At 65.4% G+C, this 15,354-nt stretch carries 19 protein-coding genes; 8 read left to right on the forward strand and 11 right to left on the reverse strand.

Annotated elements, in window-relative coordinates; all coding sequences use genetic code 11:
* Positions 1 to 81 precede the first annotated feature (81 nt).
* From AUL31_RS07835 to AUL31_RS07845, 3 genes are all read right to left on the reverse strand, one after another.
* Complete coding sequence (locus AUL31_RS07835) at positions 82 to 1,857, reverse strand: TPM domain-containing protein (protein ID WP_060604067.1); 1,776 nt, start codon at positions 1,855 to 1,857, stop codon at positions 82 to 84.
* 29 nt (positions 1,858 to 1,886) lie between these two features.
* A complete protein-coding gene (locus AUL31_RS07840) occupies positions 1,887 to 2,675 on the reverse strand; it encodes a DUF3667 domain-containing protein (protein WP_143190187.1) in 789 nt (262 codons plus the stop codon).
* Positions 2,676 to 2,747: 72 nt separating this feature from the next.
* Positions 2,748 to 3,503, reverse strand: a complete 756-nt coding sequence (locus AUL31_RS07845) for an SDR family oxidoreductase (RefSeq protein ID WP_060604072.1) — start codon at positions 3,501 to 3,503, stop codon at positions 2,748 to 2,750.
* Positions 3,504 to 3,606: 103 nt separating this feature from the next.
* Between AUL31_RS07845 and AUL31_RS07850 the strand changes: the two genes are divergently transcribed.
* The 3 genes from AUL31_RS07850 (at position 3,607) to AUL31_RS07860 (ending at position 6,431) form a co-directional block, all read left to right on the forward strand.
* Positions 3,607 to 4,539, forward strand: a complete 933-nt coding sequence (locus tag AUL31_RS07850) for an AraC family transcriptional regulator (protein ID WP_060605219.1) — start codon at positions 3,607 to 3,609, stop codon at positions 4,537 to 4,539.
* A 144-nt stretch (positions 4,540 to 4,683) separates the two neighbouring features.
* Complete coding sequence (locus AUL31_RS07855; RefSeq protein ID WP_060605222.1) at positions 4,684 to 5,121, forward strand: DUF2231 domain-containing protein; 438 nt, start codon at positions 4,684 to 4,686, stop codon at positions 5,119 to 5,121.
* Positions 5,118 to 6,431, forward strand: a complete 1,314-nt coding sequence (locus AUL31_RS07860) for a PQQ-dependent sugar dehydrogenase (RefSeq protein ID WP_060604075.1) — start codon at positions 5,118 to 5,120, stop codon at positions 6,429 to 6,431. Before AUL31_RS07855 ends, AUL31_RS07860 begins: the two co-directional genes overlap by 4 nt.
* Positions 6,432 to 6,465: 34 nt before the next feature.
* Here the strand turns inward: AUL31_RS07860 and AUL31_RS07865 are convergent, their stop codons facing one another.
* From AUL31_RS07865 to AUL31_RS07880, 5 genes are all read right to left on the reverse strand, one after another.
* Positions 6,466 to 6,765: a hypothetical protein gene (locus tag AUL31_RS07865; protein ID WP_060604078.1), complete on the reverse strand. Its 300-nt coding sequence runs from the start codon at positions 6,763 to 6,765 to the stop codon at positions 6,466 to 6,468.
* A 195-nt stretch (positions 6,766 to 6,960) separates the two neighbouring features.
* Positions 6,961 to 7,341, reverse strand: a complete 381-nt coding sequence (locus AUL31_RS07870; protein ID WP_060604081.1) for a type II toxin-antitoxin system VapC family toxin — start codon at positions 7,339 to 7,341, stop codon at positions 6,961 to 6,963.
* A complete protein-coding gene (locus tag AUL31_RS19960) occupies positions 7,338 to 7,595 on the reverse strand; it encodes a type II toxin-antitoxin system Phd/YefM family antitoxin (protein WP_073469173.1) in 258 nt (85 codons plus the stop codon). Before AUL31_RS19960 ends, AUL31_RS07870 begins: the two co-directional genes overlap by 4 nt.
* 77 nt (positions 7,596 to 7,672) lie before the next feature.
* Positions 7,673 to 8,068: a DoxX family protein gene (locus AUL31_RS07875; RefSeq protein WP_073469171.1), complete on the reverse strand. Its 396-nt coding sequence runs from the start codon at positions 8,066 to 8,068 to the stop codon at positions 7,673 to 7,675.
* Positions 8,065 to 8,460 (reverse strand): hypothetical protein, encoded by a 396-nt coding sequence (locus AUL31_RS07880; protein ID WP_060604087.1) that lies wholly within the window; start codon positions 8,458 to 8,460, stop codon positions 8,065 to 8,067. Before AUL31_RS07880 ends, AUL31_RS07875 begins: the two co-directional genes overlap by 4 nt.
* Positions 8,461 to 8,757: 297 nt before the next feature.
* Here AUL31_RS07880 and AUL31_RS07885 point away from each other — a divergent pair, with 297 nt between their 5' ends.
* Both AUL31_RS07885 and AUL31_RS07890 read left to right on the forward strand, forming a co-directional pair.
* The gene (locus AUL31_RS07885) at positions 8,758 to 9,030 is read left to right on the forward strand and encodes a hypothetical protein (protein ID WP_060604092.1); all 273 of its coding nucleotides are present in this window, start codon (positions 8,758 to 8,760) and stop codon (positions 9,028 to 9,030) included.
* 199 nt (positions 9,031 to 9,229) lie between these two features.
* A complete protein-coding gene (locus AUL31_RS07890) occupies positions 9,230 to 9,943 on the forward strand; it encodes a L,D-transpeptidase (RefSeq protein WP_060604094.1) in 714 nt (237 codons plus the stop codon).
* Between the two features lie 24 nt (positions 9,944 to 9,967).
* Here the strand turns inward: AUL31_RS07890 and glcF are convergent, their stop codons facing one another.
* The 3 genes from glcF to AUL31_RS07905 are packed head-to-tail and all read right to left on the reverse strand — an operon-like array spanning position 9,968 to position 14,032.
* Positions 9,968 to 11,308, reverse strand: a complete 1,341-nt coding sequence (gene glcF, locus AUL31_RS07895; RefSeq protein WP_060604097.1) for a glycolate oxidase subunit GlcF — start codon at positions 11,306 to 11,308, stop codon at positions 9,968 to 9,970.
* Between the two features lie 4 nt (positions 11,309 to 11,312).
* Positions 11,313 to 12,530, reverse strand: a complete 1,218-nt coding sequence (gene glcE, locus AUL31_RS07900) for a glycolate oxidase subunit GlcE (RefSeq protein ID WP_060604101.1) — start codon at positions 12,528 to 12,530, stop codon at positions 11,313 to 11,315.
* Positions 12,531 to 12,538: 8 nt separating this feature from the next.
* Positions 12,539 to 14,032 carry an FAD-linked oxidase C-terminal domain-containing protein gene (locus tag AUL31_RS07905; protein ID WP_060604105.1) on the reverse strand — a complete coding sequence of 498 codons (1,494 nt, stop codon included), beginning with the start codon at positions 14,030 to 14,032 and terminating at the stop codon, positions 12,539 to 12,541.
* 115 nt (positions 14,033 to 14,147) lie between these two features.
* Here AUL31_RS07905 and AUL31_RS07910 point away from each other — a divergent pair, with 115 nt between their 5' ends.
* The 3 genes from AUL31_RS07910 (at position 14,148) to AUL31_RS07915 (ending at position 15,354) form a co-directional block, all read left to right on the forward strand.
* On the forward strand, positions 14,148 to 14,696 hold the full coding sequence (locus AUL31_RS07910; protein ID WP_060604108.1) for an O-acetyl-ADP-ribose deacetylase: 549 nt from the start codon (positions 14,148 to 14,150) through the stop codon (positions 14,694 to 14,696).
* A gap of 30 nt (positions 14,697 to 14,726) precedes the next feature.
* Positions 14,727 to 14,903, forward strand: coding sequence for a hypothetical protein (locus AUL31_RS20475; protein ID WP_192842516.1), 177 nt, complete (start codon positions 14,727 to 14,729; stop codon positions 14,901 to 14,903).
* A gap of 142 nt (positions 14,904 to 15,045) precedes the next feature.
* Positions 15,046 to 15,354, forward strand: coding sequence for a HigA family addiction module antitoxin (locus AUL31_RS07915; RefSeq protein WP_060604113.1), 309 nt, complete (start codon positions 15,046 to 15,048; stop codon positions 15,352 to 15,354).

The raw sequence follows: 15,354 nt of genomic DNA on the forward strand, positions 1-15,354 counted from the left end.
GGGATTGCGGCGCTCAACGAAGAACGCCTCTAAATTATGACTTGTCCGTTCATGTTTTCGTGATCAGGGCTTTTCCTACTCCTATTGGAGAAGATCGTAGCTGATCAGGTCGAGCTGCGGCGTATCCTGGATCAACAGGCTGTTGCGGGCGATGAAGCGGTAGCGCTGCCCTTCCTGCAGCGGCACCGGCATCAGGGCCGGCACGTTCGGGTTGACGTAGAAGATAAGGTCCTGCCCGCCTGGCGTGCGCGCATGCAGCGCCGGGCCGGTGTGGCGCGTCATCGGCTCGTTGATGCCGAGCGTCGTGTCGCTTCGGTCCGGCGCGGTCGAAACGATGGTGGCATCCACGGCCACCAGCCGGCGCGCGGTGGACCCGGCCTGCTCCGTCATGGCATCCAGCGTGCCATAGCGCACGTCCCATTCCAGCGCGCGGGCATCGCGCATGATGCGGTATGCGGCATCCGCCAGCATCTGGCTGGCGGCACGGGGCTGCGCACCGGCGGCGACGAGATCGATATAGGATTGCAGATAGGTGCGCAGCGGCTCCACCGTATCGTACTGCACCAGCAGGCCGGGGCCGAGCGCCACGCCGGCCTGCCCCGCCTCCGGGGCCACCACCAGCACGGCCCCGTTGCCGACATTCAGCTTGCCCACGCGCAGTTGCCGCATGGCATCCAGCGCATACTCGTCGGCCGTGCGCCCCTGCAGATCGCGCGCCACGATGGTGACGATTTCGACATTGGCCGCAGCGGCAAAGCGGAAGGCCGTATCCTGCAGCCTGTCGCGGATGGACGGCCCGAATATGCCGATCTCGTCATAGACGAACCGGTCGAACTTGGCAGGCGTCGCCTCCGCGCTCAGGCGCGGCATCCGGTCTATCTGCGACTGGCGGCCGGCATCGGCCTCGCGCATGCGGCGGGCCTCATCCGGCATCATGATCTGGCCCGCGCCGGGGATATCCGGCATGCCGGCCTGTGCGGCCTGCGGCGCCGGGCTCGGCGACGCCGCTGCCGGCGCAACCTCCACGGCGGCCACTGCCACATCGGCCGCACCGTCGCACGGCCCGCCCTGCTGCTCGCAGGAGCGCGTCCACCCCGCCTCGATTGCGGCAAGCCGCTTGGCCCGGCCCGGATGGGTCGGCCCGTCCGCCTCGGGGATCAGCGCCCGGATGGCGATCTGCGCGTCGGGCAGCGCCGCGCCCATCTTGAACAGCACGAAGCCGGAGAATGTGTCGGCCTCCAGCTCGGTCGGCGGCTGGCTGCCGCCCGGCACCATCGTATGGCCCGAGAGATGATGGCCGATCTCATGCGCCATGATCGACAAAGGCGACCAGTTATTGTCGCGCGTGGCGGTGCGCACCTCTTCCATGAAGCCGGCATTATAGGCGATCACCCGTTGCGGGATGCCGTCCGGCCCCAGCACGATCATCGCCGCCGCATTGGGCACATCGCCCTCCATGATGCGGAAATTCTGCGGCAGGCCGGTAAAGCGCATGATGGCGCCCACGGCCTCTACCCCGCCCGGCTGCTCCGGCGCGGTCAGCGCCTTCGGGTCGACCGCCAGTGCCTTGCCCTCGTACGAGCAAGCCTGCAGCATGGCGCTGAGCTCTGTTGCCAGTTCCCCCTCGCTCAAGCCGGCGGCATCGTCTTCCCCGGCCGGGGTGGATTGCTGCGGCGGCGCCGGTTCCGGCGCTTGTGCCATCAGCACGCCCTGCTCCATTTCGGCCAGACGGGCAAAGATGGGATCGCAGATTTCCCTGTCCGCCTTCGTCGGAAAGGTGCTTCTCGGCGCGGCCTCTGTGCTGGACATCGTGGCAGCTAGGCCGGCAACGAGCCCGCAGGCAAACAGGGTCTTCATAAGGCGTCCTCCCACGCGAAAGCGACCAATCACCGAAGTTGCGCGATGACGATACGGATCACCGCGCGGGCATACAGATAGAGCAGCCCTTCCTTGGCGACATAGAAGACGGCCGCGCCGATGGCCGGCCACCACCATTGTCGCCGCCAGTCGACGGCAAAGAACTGCCCGAAGGCCAGGAAGACGATGCCCGCCTCCACCCAATCCATGTAGAGGCCCGTCAACTGACGGTGCCGCGCCACCAGGTCCGGCCCGGAGCGCAGCAACAGGGGCGACAGGTTGATGATGTTGGCGACGATGATGACGAACTGCACATAGGTCGCCAGCACCAGATGCTCGAAGAAGTTGAAGCCCTGCCGTCGCCAGAAGACGAGGTTGGAGGCGATCAGCACCGCGACGATGCCGAGCGAGAACGACCATTTCGACCAGGCGCGCACCAGCTCCAGCGCCCTGGACAGGCGGGTATCGCCGGATTCCAGATAGCCTGTCTGCGCGATGACAATGAGCAGGATGACGATGGCGGCCAGAAGCAGTTTCAGCGGGTGCACATGCGCCTTGCGCTGACCCAGCACATAATCCCGCGCGACCTTGCCCGGCCGCAGCGACACGTTGAAGGCGGCCTTCAGCATCTCCGCCTCGAACCAGCGCAGCTTCTGCCAGATCTCGTCCTTCAGATGGGCGCGGCCAAAGCGGTCGGCCTTCTTCTGCCCGCAGGCCTGGCAATAGGGGCCCGTCAATGCCGCCCCGCAATTGCGGCAGACATCGGCCTCGAAATAACTGTCTTTCAGCGCACCGCCCGCCGGCAACTCATCGCTCACAGGTTGCAAAGATGCCGCGCCCGGCGGGGCGCGGCAAGGCGAAAGCGCCAGTGGTACTGCTGGATATGAGTGTCAGCCCTTGGCTGCCAGCGCTTTCGCATCGGCACCGGCCGGCAGCATCATGGGGCAATCGGGGTCGGTCGCGGCGCGCAGCACGGCCTCTGCAACATCCTCCGCCGTGGTGACGGGGCCCGCCGCATGCTGCTGCATGGCCTCCATCGTCTTGCCGACGAAATCTCCATACGCTTCCGGAAAACCGCCATTCTGGCCGATCAGCGCCCGGGCGCTGTTGCCGAAGCTGGTGGTGGGCGCCGCCCCCGGCAGCACGACGCGCGCCCGGATGCCGAACTCGGCCAGCTCCAGCGCGGCCGATTGCGTCAGCATATTCACCGCCGCCTTGCTTGCGGCGTAGACCGACAGAAGCGCCATCGGCGCAAGCGTGGTGCTGGAGCTGACATTGACGATCACCCCGGAGCGCCGCTCGCGCATGGCGGGCAGCACCGCCTGCATCGTCGCGATGGTTCCGAGGGTGTTGGTTTCGAAAATGTGGCGCGCCATGTCCAGCGGCGTGCCCTCAACGGCATTCAGCCAGCCGATGCCGGCATTGTTGACGAGAACGTCGATCGTGCCGGCCTTGGCCACCGCATCGCGGATGCTGCCGGCATCCGTCACATCCAGCGGCAGGACGCGCAGCCTGTCGGATTCGGGCAGCGTGCTGGCTGCAGGGTTGCGCATCGTGGCGACGACGTTCCAGCCCTCGTTCAGGAAGCGCAGGGCGATCTCGCGGCCGAACCCGGTGGAGCTACCGGTGATGAATACGGTTTGCATGGGCTTTCTCTCTGTCCTTGCGTTGACTGAGGGTGGAGATAGACGTTGCACGCCGGACGTTCTACGTTCCATCGTCCGCAAGAAATTGGAGATCGTCCAACCCGTGATCGATCCGCTCGCCGAGGTGATCGCCCTTCTCAAACCGGCCGCGTCCTACGCCAAGATGGTCACGGCGCGCGGTAGCTGGGCGGTGCGCCCGCCGCACGACAAGCCGTTTTATGCTGCCCTGCTGGAGGGCGAGGTTACCCTGACGGCCGGTGACCGCGCGCCCGAGCGGCTGCATGCGGGCGATTTCGTTCTTCTGCCCGCGACGGACGCGTTGCAGGTCACCAGCCGCATTCCGCCCGAGAGCGGGCGCACGACAGAGCCGCTGGAACTCGGCCCCGGCATGTTCCGCATCGGGCCGGAGGGCACGCCCGACGCGCGCATGCTGGTCGGCACCTGCACCTTCGGCTCCGACGATTCGGCGCTGCTCGTCTCGCTGCTTCCCGATCTGGTCATCGTGCGCGGAGAGCGGCGGCTGACCATGCTGGTCGAGCTGTTGAACGCGGAGGCGCGCGGCAAAAGGCCGGGCCGCGAGGTGGTTCTGGGGCATCTGCTGCAGGTGCTGCTGATCGAAGCGTTTCGGACGACGAAGCTGTCATCCCCTGCCCCCGGCCTTCTGCGCGGCCTGTCGGATGAAAGGCTGGCGCCGGCCCTGCGCCGGATGCACGGCGAACCTGCCCGGCCCTGGACGGTGGGCGAGCTGGCCCGCGAGGCGGCGTTATCGCGATCCAGCTTCTACGACCGCTTCCGGCGCGAGGTCGGCGTTGCGCCGATGGACTATCTGCTGAAATGGCGCATGGCGCTGGCCAAGGATCTGCTGCGTGGCGCCGACAGCCCGGCCGTTGGCGACGTTGCCCAACGCGTCGGCTACAGCTCGCAAAGCACGTTCAGCGTGGCCTTTTCGCGGGAGGTCGGCGCAACGCCCAGAACCTACGCCCGCAGGACCGTGCATGGAATGGCAGACGGCGCAGACATCCAGCCCATGGGCTAGCGGCGCGCCCCATATCACGGCCCCGTCTGTCGGCTATTCGTCATCGATTGCTTATCCGGCCACGCAAACGGTGCCGCGCAGCGTCGCACCCCTTGGAACGGATCGATTGCCGGTTTGTTTCAGGCGAAAGCACCGGAGTTGCGCATGACCCATACTATCGACGGCAGGAGGTCCTTTTCGGGGGCCGTACACGGCATCCTGCTCAGCTTCCCGGTAGCCCTTTTCGCGACGGCGCTCGCTGCGGACATTGCCTACCTCAACACCGCCGAAATCCAGTGGACCAACTTTGCAAGCTGGGCGATTGCCGGGGCCCTCGTGTTCGGTGGCCTGGTAGCCGCCTGGGCGCTTGTCGACTGGCTCTTCAAGCTACGCCGCGCTGACAGCGGCAGCCGCCTTCTCTACTTAGCAGTCGTCGCACTCATGTGGGTTCTCGGCCTCGTCAACGCGTTCCATCATGCCCGGGATGCTTGGAGCTCCGTCGGCACTATGGGCGTTGTCCTGTCGGCTGCCACCACCATCCTCGCGCTCATTGCAGGCTGGATGTTTTTTTCCCGAACCGCACGCTTGGAAGCAGCCCGATGACCCGTACATTCCTGATGACTGCCGTTGCCGCACTGGCGCTGACGGGCTGCAGCGAAAGCGACCCCTCCCTCAACCAGGTCGGCGCGACGCCCGATCTGCCGGCGGTGAACGAAACGCTGATCCCGCCGATGAAAATCGCCGAGCCCGCCGGGTGGAACGGAGAGGTTCCGACCGTTCCGGAAGGGTTCACCATCAATGCACTGGCGAGCGACCTTCTGATCCCCAGGCAGATGCTCGTTCTGCCCAATGGCGACATTCTGGTTGCAGAGGGGCGCGGCGGCAATGCGCCCGCGCTTCGGCCAAAGGACGTGATCGCCGGCTACATCAAGAAGCAGGGCAATACGCAGGTTCAGAGCGGCAACCGCATCACCCTGCTGCGCGATGCCAATAATGACGGCACGCCGGAAATCAGAACCGTTTTCATCGACAATCTCAACGCGCCCTACGGTTTGGCCTTCGTCGACGGTGCCGTCTACGTAGCCAATCAGGACGCGCTGATGCGCTTTCCCTACCAGGAGGGGCAGACGGAGATTACCGCGCCGGGCGAGGAAGTGGCCAAGCTGCCTTCGGCAATCAATCACCATTGGACGAAGTCGCTCGCGGCCAGTGCTGACGGCTCGAAGCTTTATGTCGGTATCGGCTCCAACAGCAATGTCGGCGAGCGCGGCATGGACGTGGAGGAAGAACGGGCCGTCGTCTGGGAGATCGATCGCCTGACCGGTGCAACCCGCACGATTGCCCGTGGCATCCGCAACCCGACGGCATTGGCGATCGAGCCGACGACCAACAGCCTATGGGCCGTGGTGAACGAGCGCGACGAGCTCGGGCCGCAATTGGTGCCGGATTATCTGACATCGGTGCGCGATGGCGCGTTCTATGGCTGGCCATACAGCTACTGGGGCAAGAACCTCGATCCGCGCGTTCATCCGCAGAAGCCCGAACTTGTCGATACGGCCATTGCGCCGGATTACGCGCTCGGCTCGCACGTTGCGGCGCTGGGACTGTCGTTCACGACGGATAACGGCTTTGGCGGAGACTTCGCCCAGGGTGCCTTCATCGGCGAACATGGAAGCTGGAACCGTCAGGACCCGTCGGGATACAAGGTCACGTGGGTGCCGTTCGAACAGGGCCAGCCGGCGGGCGACCCTGTGGACTTCGCGACCGGCTTCCACATCGAAGGGGGCGAGACGCGAGGCCGCCCGGTGGGCGTGACCTTCGATCCGACCAAGCGGATCTTGCTGATCGCCGACGACCTGTCCAACACGATCTGGCGTGTGTCTCAGAACCCGCAGGAGCAGGCGTCGCGCTGATGGGAAGTTCTCCGCGCCGCCGTGCGCAGGTCTCTTATGTTTCAGCCATTCCCTGCACCTCGATGCAAACGGTCTCCACGACGTAGTAGGGCGTGCCGTCCATGAAATGGCCGCCCACATAGTGGTGCGCGTAGCAGTAGGGCCGGATCCGCATCGTCTCTTCGTCAGGCTCCGTCAGCGTGACGCGAGACTGCACGGTGACGTGCACCGGTAGCGGCTCGTCGTTTGAACTGCGTCGATTGTAGATGTCGCTGGCTGCCTCGCGGAATGCGTCCAGGCTACCTTGAACGCGCTGGACCAGGCCAGCCAGTTCGGGGTTCTCTTGCTTGCTCATGGTTCCCTGCCTCACGATGGATGTGGAACTCGGCACCACGAAGATTTGTGGCTGGAAGTGATCCGATCGCAAGCGAAATCCGCAAGGCTTCAGGTATGTCTCAAGCGGACCAGGTGATAAAGCGGCAGAAAACTGGGACACGGCAGCATCGCGCGCGCCTAACGACCATCGTCAGCGAGGACATGGTACGCCATCTTACGCTTTATCGATATCGGTACGCGCAAAGTCGTCGCCGACATACAGCAACGGGCACCCATGCTCCTTTGCGACTTCGTAAGCGAAGCAGTCGCCGAAATTCAGCCCTGCGGGGTGAACGCCTTTGCCCCATACTCCATAAGCATTCGCGATTCGGCGCGCCGATGCCGACGTTACGCCGACAACCTCGAAGCCAAGCCTATCGATGAGACGCTGCATTTCTTCGCCGACATTGCGTCGAGCAGCGACGATTAAAGCCTCGGCTACCGTGCCCGCTGAGATCAGCAGTTCGCCATCAGTCTTTAGCGCGGAAATACAGCCATCCGCGTCAGGCTCATTTAAAATGATGGCCATCAAAGCAGAGGTATCGACCGCGATCATTCTGGCAATCCATCATCGCCGTACAGAAAATCCTGGCTGCGAGCCGCGCTCGGGCCTCCGACTGCCTTCGCGGCTGCGGATTCTCGAACACTTTCGAGCAACTTGCGTCGGGTATCGCCGTCCGCCGCTACGGTGACAGGAACCAGCCGCACGGCTGGGTGGCCATGCCGGGTCAGGACAACCTCTACTCCTGCTTCGGCACGCCGAACGAGCTCGGTCAATTGCCCTTTCGCATCCGTGACAGATACCAGCATGTGACTTCACTCCGATCCAAACCAGATGTGTTTTTGTTTGTATCCGAATTTAGACTATCCGATGGTCTAAAACAAGATCACCTCCCCCGCACACTCCCACCAACCCAAAGACACCACGCGATGAGGAGCGGTTGGAGAGGTAAGCGGATGGCATGGTACGCCATCGGCAGGCCGGTGCCGCTGCGCCAGTCGAGAAGCGCGTGGTAGAAATTCGCCGGCCAGACGCACAGGCAATAAAGCGCAAGCGCGATGCCCGCCGCGCGGCGGAAGCGCCCCGTCATAAGGCCGATGGCGCCGGCAAGTTCGGCAAGCCCGGTGAGTTGCACGACCAGGACAGGCGCAGGAATGAACGGCGGGACGATCCGCGCCAGCGCATCAGCGAAGGCGAAATGCGCGATGCCCGCCAACGCGAAAAAGGCGGCGAGCAAAAGCCGCGCCGCCTTCCGCCATGCCGTTTCCGGCAGCATCGTCATCCGCAGTTGGCCGCGATGCCCTCGGCGTCATTGGCGGCGCGCGCCGTCTGGCACGCCGCGCTGCGCGTCAGATTGTTGATGCCCTGCTTGGCATTCTCAAGCGCCTCGGCACCCTCCTGGCGGGCGCGCTCCATGGCCGGGCCGGCGCGCTCCTGCAGGTCGCGGGCAGCCGCGCCGATGGCATCGCCCGACTGCCGGGCCGCATCCTCGATCGCCTGGCCTGCCTCACGCGCTTCCTGTCCGGCTTCCGACCGTGCCGGCGGCGGTGGCGCAGTCTCCGTGGTGGCCGCAGGCGGGGGCGGCGGCGTGCCGGCCGCGTTGTTGTTCTGGTCGTCGCCGCAGGCGGCAAGCGCCAGCGTTGCGAGCAAGGCAAAAGGCAGAAGCGTCTTCACTGGTTCTTCCATCCCCGAAAAACTCGAATCACCGACCCGTACAAAGGCCACCCCAACAGGGGCCACCGCATAACGCGGCAGCCGCCAACGGGTTGCGACATGGTGTCATCGCAACTTCTCGCTTTCCAAGACGATATCTTATGTTTTATAAATCAATCGGCCCGATGGGGAGTTAGCCCCTCCCACACCGGGCCTAACCATAACGCTCATTCATGGAGTTCAGAGCATCATGGCTAATCCAGCCTCTAACATATTTCCTCCACCGTCTGCATCAATCCTTGCGCCTGCGGAAGGCTGATGCACGTCCGGTTCAAAACCGGCGAATGGAGGCTTATCCCCGGACGTCTCATCGAGACGGAAGACGGCTATCTCCTGCCGGTGGATGCATTCACGGGCATTGCCCACAGAATCGTTCCCGAAGACCTGCTTTTCGTCGCGCGCAAGCTGGTGAAGACAGCAGCTCAGCGGCGCTGGCAGATCCGCCAGTCGCAACTCAACCGGATGCGGCTTGAGCTCGCAAGGGAGTGCATCCAGCACGCCCTCGCGGATTGGGAAGTGAACTACTACTAGAGGTTGGCGGTGGGGCGGTTTCGTCCGCGCTTCCGCCCCCTCGCCAAAAAATATCGCGGGCCCCTTGGCGCAATGTGCCCTGCCGGCAACAGCCTGTCGCAATTCCGCCGAAATCCAAACTCGGCAAAGCAACTATAAGTTGATCGTCCTATTCTTGTCCCTCACGGGGCGTGCCTGCCCCTTCCATGGGGGATTGCAGATGAAGAATCTTCGCCTTGCCGGGGCCGTTCTGGTTTCGCTTGCCGCCCTGGGCAGCGCCCTGCCGGCCGCAGCACAGACCACCCGTTACTACGACCATACCGAGCAGCGCTGGACACAGGGCACGCGCGAAACCCGCGCCATGCCCGCGCCGGACAAGCGCTTTGCACGCACGCCGGTGCTGATATCCACGCGTGAGAAGGTCGGCACGATCATCATCGATACCGACCGCAAGTTCCTTTACCACGTCCATGCCGACGGCAAGGCCACCCGCTACGGCGTGGGCGTCGGCAAGGAAGGGTTTTCCTGGGGCGGAGCGATGAGCGTCGGCCGCAAGGCCGAGTGGCCGGGCTGGACGCCCCCTGCCCGCATGCGCGAGCGCGAGCGCGCCAAGGGCCGCATCCTGCCGGCCTACATGGAAGGCGGCCCCAACAACCCGCTGGGCGCGCGGGCGCTGTACCTGTATCGCGGCGGCAAGGATTCGCTGTTCCGCATCCATGGCACCAACCAGCCCTGGACCATCGGCCAGAACATGTCGTCCGGCTGCATCCGCATGATGAACGAGGATGTCAGCCACCTTTACGAAAACGTATCGCCCGGCACCAAGGTGGTGGTGATCGGCCCCGGCGGCGCGGGCCGCGACGCCGTCTACACCGAAAAGGCCGTGGGCCGGTACAAGCAGCCCGGCTTCCTGGCCAACATCTTCGGCGGCTGACGCAAGCAGATCAGGCGGCGGGGCCTACTCCGCCGCCACGGCCGCAGGCTGGCCGGCCAGCTTTGCCGGCCGCGCGCCGCCATAGGCCCAATCCAGCAATTCCACCGTATGCAGGATCGGGATGCCCGTGCCCGAGCCGATCTGCGTCATGCAGCCGATATTGCCGGTTGCTATCAGGTCCGGCGCGACGCTTTCGATATTGCGCACCTTGCGCTCGCGCAGCTGCGCCGAAATCTCCGGCTGGAGCATGTTGTAGGTGCCGGCCGAGCCGCAGCACAAATGCCCTTCCGGCACATCGCGCACGATAAAGCCGGCCTTGGCGAGCAGCTCTTTCGGCGCCCTGGTGATGCGCTGGCCGTGCTGCATCGAGCAGGCCGAGTGATAGGCCACCACCGCGCCGCCGGGCCTCGCCGGGGCCGGCAGGTCGAGCGTGGATAGAAACTCCGTCACGTCCTTCGCCAGTGCGGAAACGGCCTTTGCCTTGTCGGCATAGGCCGGGTCCAGCCGCAGCATGTGGCCGTAATCCTTGATGGTCGTGCCGCAGCCCGATGTGGTCACGATGATGGCGTGCAGCCCGCCCTCGTCCATGGCGCGCGTCCACGCATCCACATTGCGGCGGGCGGAGGCCAGCGCCTCGTCCTCGCGGCCCATATGGTGCGTCAGCGATCCGCAGCAGCCCTCGCCGCGCGGTATCACCACCTCGACGCCCAGCCGGTTCAGAAGGCGCGTGGTGGCGGCGTTGATGCCGGGGTCCAGCACCGATTGCGCGCAGCCCGACAGCAGCGCCACGCGCTTGCCGTGCGCCGGGCCGCTGGCCACACCTTCGGCCCGCATGCCCGGGGCCTGGCCGGGCGCGGCAGCAGGCACCGATGTCGGCGCAAGGCGCAGCATGGCGGCCAGCGGGCGCAGCGGCCCCGCCTTGTCCAGCAGCGGCGCAAAAGGCCGGCCAAGGGCGGCCAGCTTCAGCGCGGCGCGGAAGCGCGCGGGATAGGGCAGCACCTTGGCCAGCATGGCGCGGATGAGCCTGTCGGGCAGCGGGCGGCGGTAGGTTTCCTCGATATGGGCGCGGGCATGGTCCACCAGATGCATGTAATTGACGCCCGAAGGGCAGGTCGTCATGCAGGACAGGCAGGACAGGCAGCGGTCGATATGGGTGACGATCTGCGTATCGGCCGGGCGGCCGTTTTCCAGCATATCCTTGATCAGGTAGATGCGCCCGCGCGGACTGTCGAGCTCGTTCCCCAGCGTCACATAGGTGGGGCACGTCGCGGTGCAGAAGCCGCAATGCACGCACTTGCGGATGATCTCTTCCGAATGCGCGACATCGGGGTTGGCAAGCTGCGACAGAGAAAAATGTGTCTGCATGGCGTCAGCCCATCCTGCCGGGGTTGAGAATGGATTGCGGGTCGAACTGGGCGCGCAGCCTTTGCGACAGCGCCGCAAGCGCCGGCGGCTGCGGCTGGAAGACGGGCGTGGACAAGCGCTCGTCCAGCCCGGCCCGCACCAGTGTCGCATGGCCGCCGCCATGCTGCGCGATCACGGCGCGGATCCGCTCCGCTTCCACCCCATGTTCGAGCCGCAGGAAAATCAGCCCGCATTGCCAATCGTACAATGCATCCGCCGCCATGTGCATGCGCAGCGCCATGACGATCTCCGGTCCGCGCGTCGGCGTCACGGACAGCCGCCACACGGCGCGGTGATCGGGCCCGGCAAAGGGCGCCACATCGCGCACCTGCCGCCACAGCAACCGGGATTCGTCCCGCTCCAGCCGCTCCACGGCGCCGACACGCCCCATCGCCTGGGCCAGGTGCCCGGCGCGCGCTGCAACGGATGGGCCGAAGCCTTCCAGCCGCACCAATGTCGCCGCCTGCTTGCCGAAGCGCCCATCCAGAACGCCGGCCGCAACCCCGTAGGGCAGATGCGCCGCGCCGGACGCCTCGGCCGAAGAGCCCATGGCAGCCGACAGCGCGCCCGCGGCCTCATCGTCCTGCAGGTTGCGCAGAACCAGCGTCGTTTCGGTTTCCGCGTCCGGCATCACCTTGATGGTTATGTCGGTCAGGATGGAGAGCGTGCCCCAGGCCCCCGTCATGCCCTTCGACAGGTCGTAGCCCGTCACGTTCTTCACCACGCGCCCGCCGGCGCGGTAGATTTCGCCCCGGCCGGAAACGGCGGCGATCCCCAATATATGGTCGCGCGCCGCGCCCTGCTTGATGCGGCGCGGGCCCGAAAGGTTGCACGAAATGGTGCCGCCCAGCGTGCCCTCTCCGGCCGGCTGGCCCAGCAGCGGCCCGTAATCGATGGGCTCGAACTCCAGCCGCTGCCCGCGCGCCTGCAAGGCAGCCTCGATCTCGGCCATGGGCGTGCCGGCCCTGGCCGACAGGACCAGCTCTTCCGGCTCGTAAAGGGTTATGCCGGACAATGCGGCCGTGGACAGCGTCGCCGCCGCCTGCACCGGCTTGCCGATGGCGGCCTTGCTGCCGGTGCCTTCCACCGCCAGCGGCGCGGCATCGGCCAAGGCGGCCTGCACGGCATCGCGCACGGCTTCGGCCGTGTCGGGACGAATGATCTTGCGTTGCGTGTTCAGCATGGGCTCTGTCAGAATCTCGGCAGGTCGGGAAAGGGCACCTGGCCCCGGTGCACATGCATGCGGCCCAGTTCGGCGCAGCGGTGCAGCACGGGAAAGACCTTGCCGGGGTTAAGGAGATGCTTGTCGTCGAAGGCGCATTTGACGCGCTGCTGGTGGCGCAGATCGTCTTCGCCGAACATTTCGGGCATCAGGTCGCGCTTTTCTATGCCCACGCCATGCTCGCCCGTCAGGACGCCGCCCACCTCCACGCACAGGCGCAGGATGTCGGCGCCGAAATCCTCGGCGCGCTGCAACTCGTCGTCCGTGGATGCATCGTACAATATCAGCGGGTGCAGATTGCCGTCGCCGGCATGGAACACATTGGCGACGCGCAGCCGGTACTTTTCCGAAAGCGCCTTCATGCCGGCCAGCACGCGCGGCAGTTCCTTGCGCGGGATGGTGCCGTCCATGCACAGATAGTCGGGCGAAATGCGCCCCACGGCGGGGAAGGCCGCCTTGCGCCCGGCCCAGAAGGCGGCGCGCTCTTCCGCCGATTGCGACACGCGCGCCGTGGTGGCGCCATTGGCCCGGGCGATGGCTTCCACCTCTTTCAGCAGGTGGCTGCATTCCGCCTCGGGGCCATCCAACTCGACGATCAGCAGCGCCTCCACGTCCAGCGGATAGCCGGCATGGACGAAATCTTCCGCCGCGTGGATGGCCGGCCGGTCCATCATCTCCATGCCGCCGGGGATGATGCCCTTGGCGATGATGGCGGCAACGGCAGCGCCCGCCTCTTCGCTGGTAGGAAAGCCGATCAGCACGGCGCGCGCCGTTTCCGGCGCCTGCAATATGCGCACCGTCACTTCGGTGACCACGCCCAACAGGCCCTCGGAGCCCGTCATCAGGCCGATCAGGTCATAGCCCTCGCTGTCGAGATGCTTGCCGCCAAGGCGGATCACCTCGCCCTCGATGGTCACGAACTCGATCCCCAGGAGGTTGTTGGCGGTCAGCCCGTATTTCAGGCAATGCACCCCGCCCGAGTTTTCGGCGACATTGCCGCCGATGGAACAGGCGATCTGCGAAGACGGGTCCGGCGCGTAGTAGAAGCCGGCATGCTCGACCGCGCGGGTAATGCCAAGATTGGTGACGCCCGGCTGCACGACGGCGCAGCGATTGTCGAAATCCACGTCCAGGATGCGGTTGAACCGCGACAGAACCAGCAGCACGCCGTCTTCCAGCGGCAACGCCCCGCCGGACAGCGAGGTGCCGGAGCCGCGCGGCACAACCTTGATGCCCTCCGCATGGCAATATTTCAGCACGGCGGCCACCTGCTCCACCGTGTCCGGCAGCACCACCACAAGCGGCAACTGGCGATAGGCCGTCAGCGCATCGGTCTCGAAGACGCGCATCTCGTTGGTCGCGTCGACGACGCCCTCGCCCGGCACGATGGCCCGCAGCGCGGCCACGATGGCCTCCCGTCGCGACAGGACCTCCCGGTCCGGCTTCGGCATGGCTATGGTCATGACGCTCCCGACCTCCCATTTCTCCACTACCCTGGAATGCACCTAAAGAAGGACCGAGAGCAAGTCCACGCTTGCCGCAGTGCCGAGCATGTGAGGAAGCACAAGGGAGAAGGTCATGAAGACGACACGCAACGGAACCGACATCGAGGTCCTTATCGGGGATATTACGCAACTCTCGGTGGATGCCATCGTCAACGCGGCGAATGAGAGCCTCCTGGGCGGCGGCGGGGTGGACGGCGCCATCCACCGCGCCGCCGGGCCCGAGCTTCTGGAAGAATGCCGCAGCATCGGCGGCTGCCCCACGGGCGAGGCCCGCATCACCTTCGGCTATCGGCTGCCGGCGCGCCGTGTGGTGCACACCGTTGGGCCGGTTTGGCATGGCGGCGGCCAAGGCGAGCCGCAACTATTGGCCAACGCCTATCGCAACTCCTTTACGCTGGCCCGGCAGAACGGGGTGCGCAGCATCGCGTTTCCGTCCATCTCGACGGGCATTTACGGCTACCCCAAGGACGACGCTGCCGGGATTGCCGTAGAGGCCTGCCTGGAAGCTGCGAACAGCGGCGGCTTCACCCGCATCGTGCTCTGCGCCTTCTCGCAGGCGGACGCCGACAGGCTGGGTGCGGCGTTGGCGGCGGGAACGGGCGCGTCCAACGGCCGTTCCTGACCCAAAGCCTTATTCCAGAGGGAGTGCGACATGAGCGAAGTCAACCGCGTGGAGCGCGAGACGGAAGAGGAAAACCGCTTCCGCAGCGACAAGGTGGAGCGCGAAACCCCATCCAAGGTCAGCGACGGCGAGGAAGCCTGCCTGGACAACGCGCTGGACGATACCTTTCCGGCATCCGACCCTGTACCGCCCAAAAGCGTCGAGTAACCACCCCGCCCCTGCCCCTGTGGCGGGGCGGAGCTATCGTCGAGACGCGGCTTAGTGGTCGATCGCGTCGCAGCAGGGCTTGAACCTTGTCTCGATTCAGGCTGACGTGGATCGAGATTGTCGATTACCAGAAAACAGCATTATGGCGCGTCTAACGATACACCCAGGCGAAATACTCGCCGACGAATTGAACGAACTCGGAGTGTCGGCGAGTGAGTTGTCGCGGCAACTCAATGTTCCGACAAACCGGATTACGCAGATCATCAAGGGGCAGCGCGGAATCTCCGGTGATACCGCACTGCGACTTGGACATTGGTTCGGGACAAGCGCGCAATTCTGGCTCAACCTGCAGAGCTCATATGATATCCGCGTGGCCGAGAATGCCGTCGGAAGCGAGATTGCGGCGCTTCCGACGCGTGTCCCTGGCGAAGGCCGGGAGCTGCTGGGTTAA

It is taken from the genome of Aureimonas altamirensis (assembly GCF_001463885.1).
Classification (GTDB): Bacteria; Pseudomonadota; Alphaproteobacteria; order Rhizobiales; family Rhizobiaceae; genus Aureimonas; species Aureimonas altamirensis.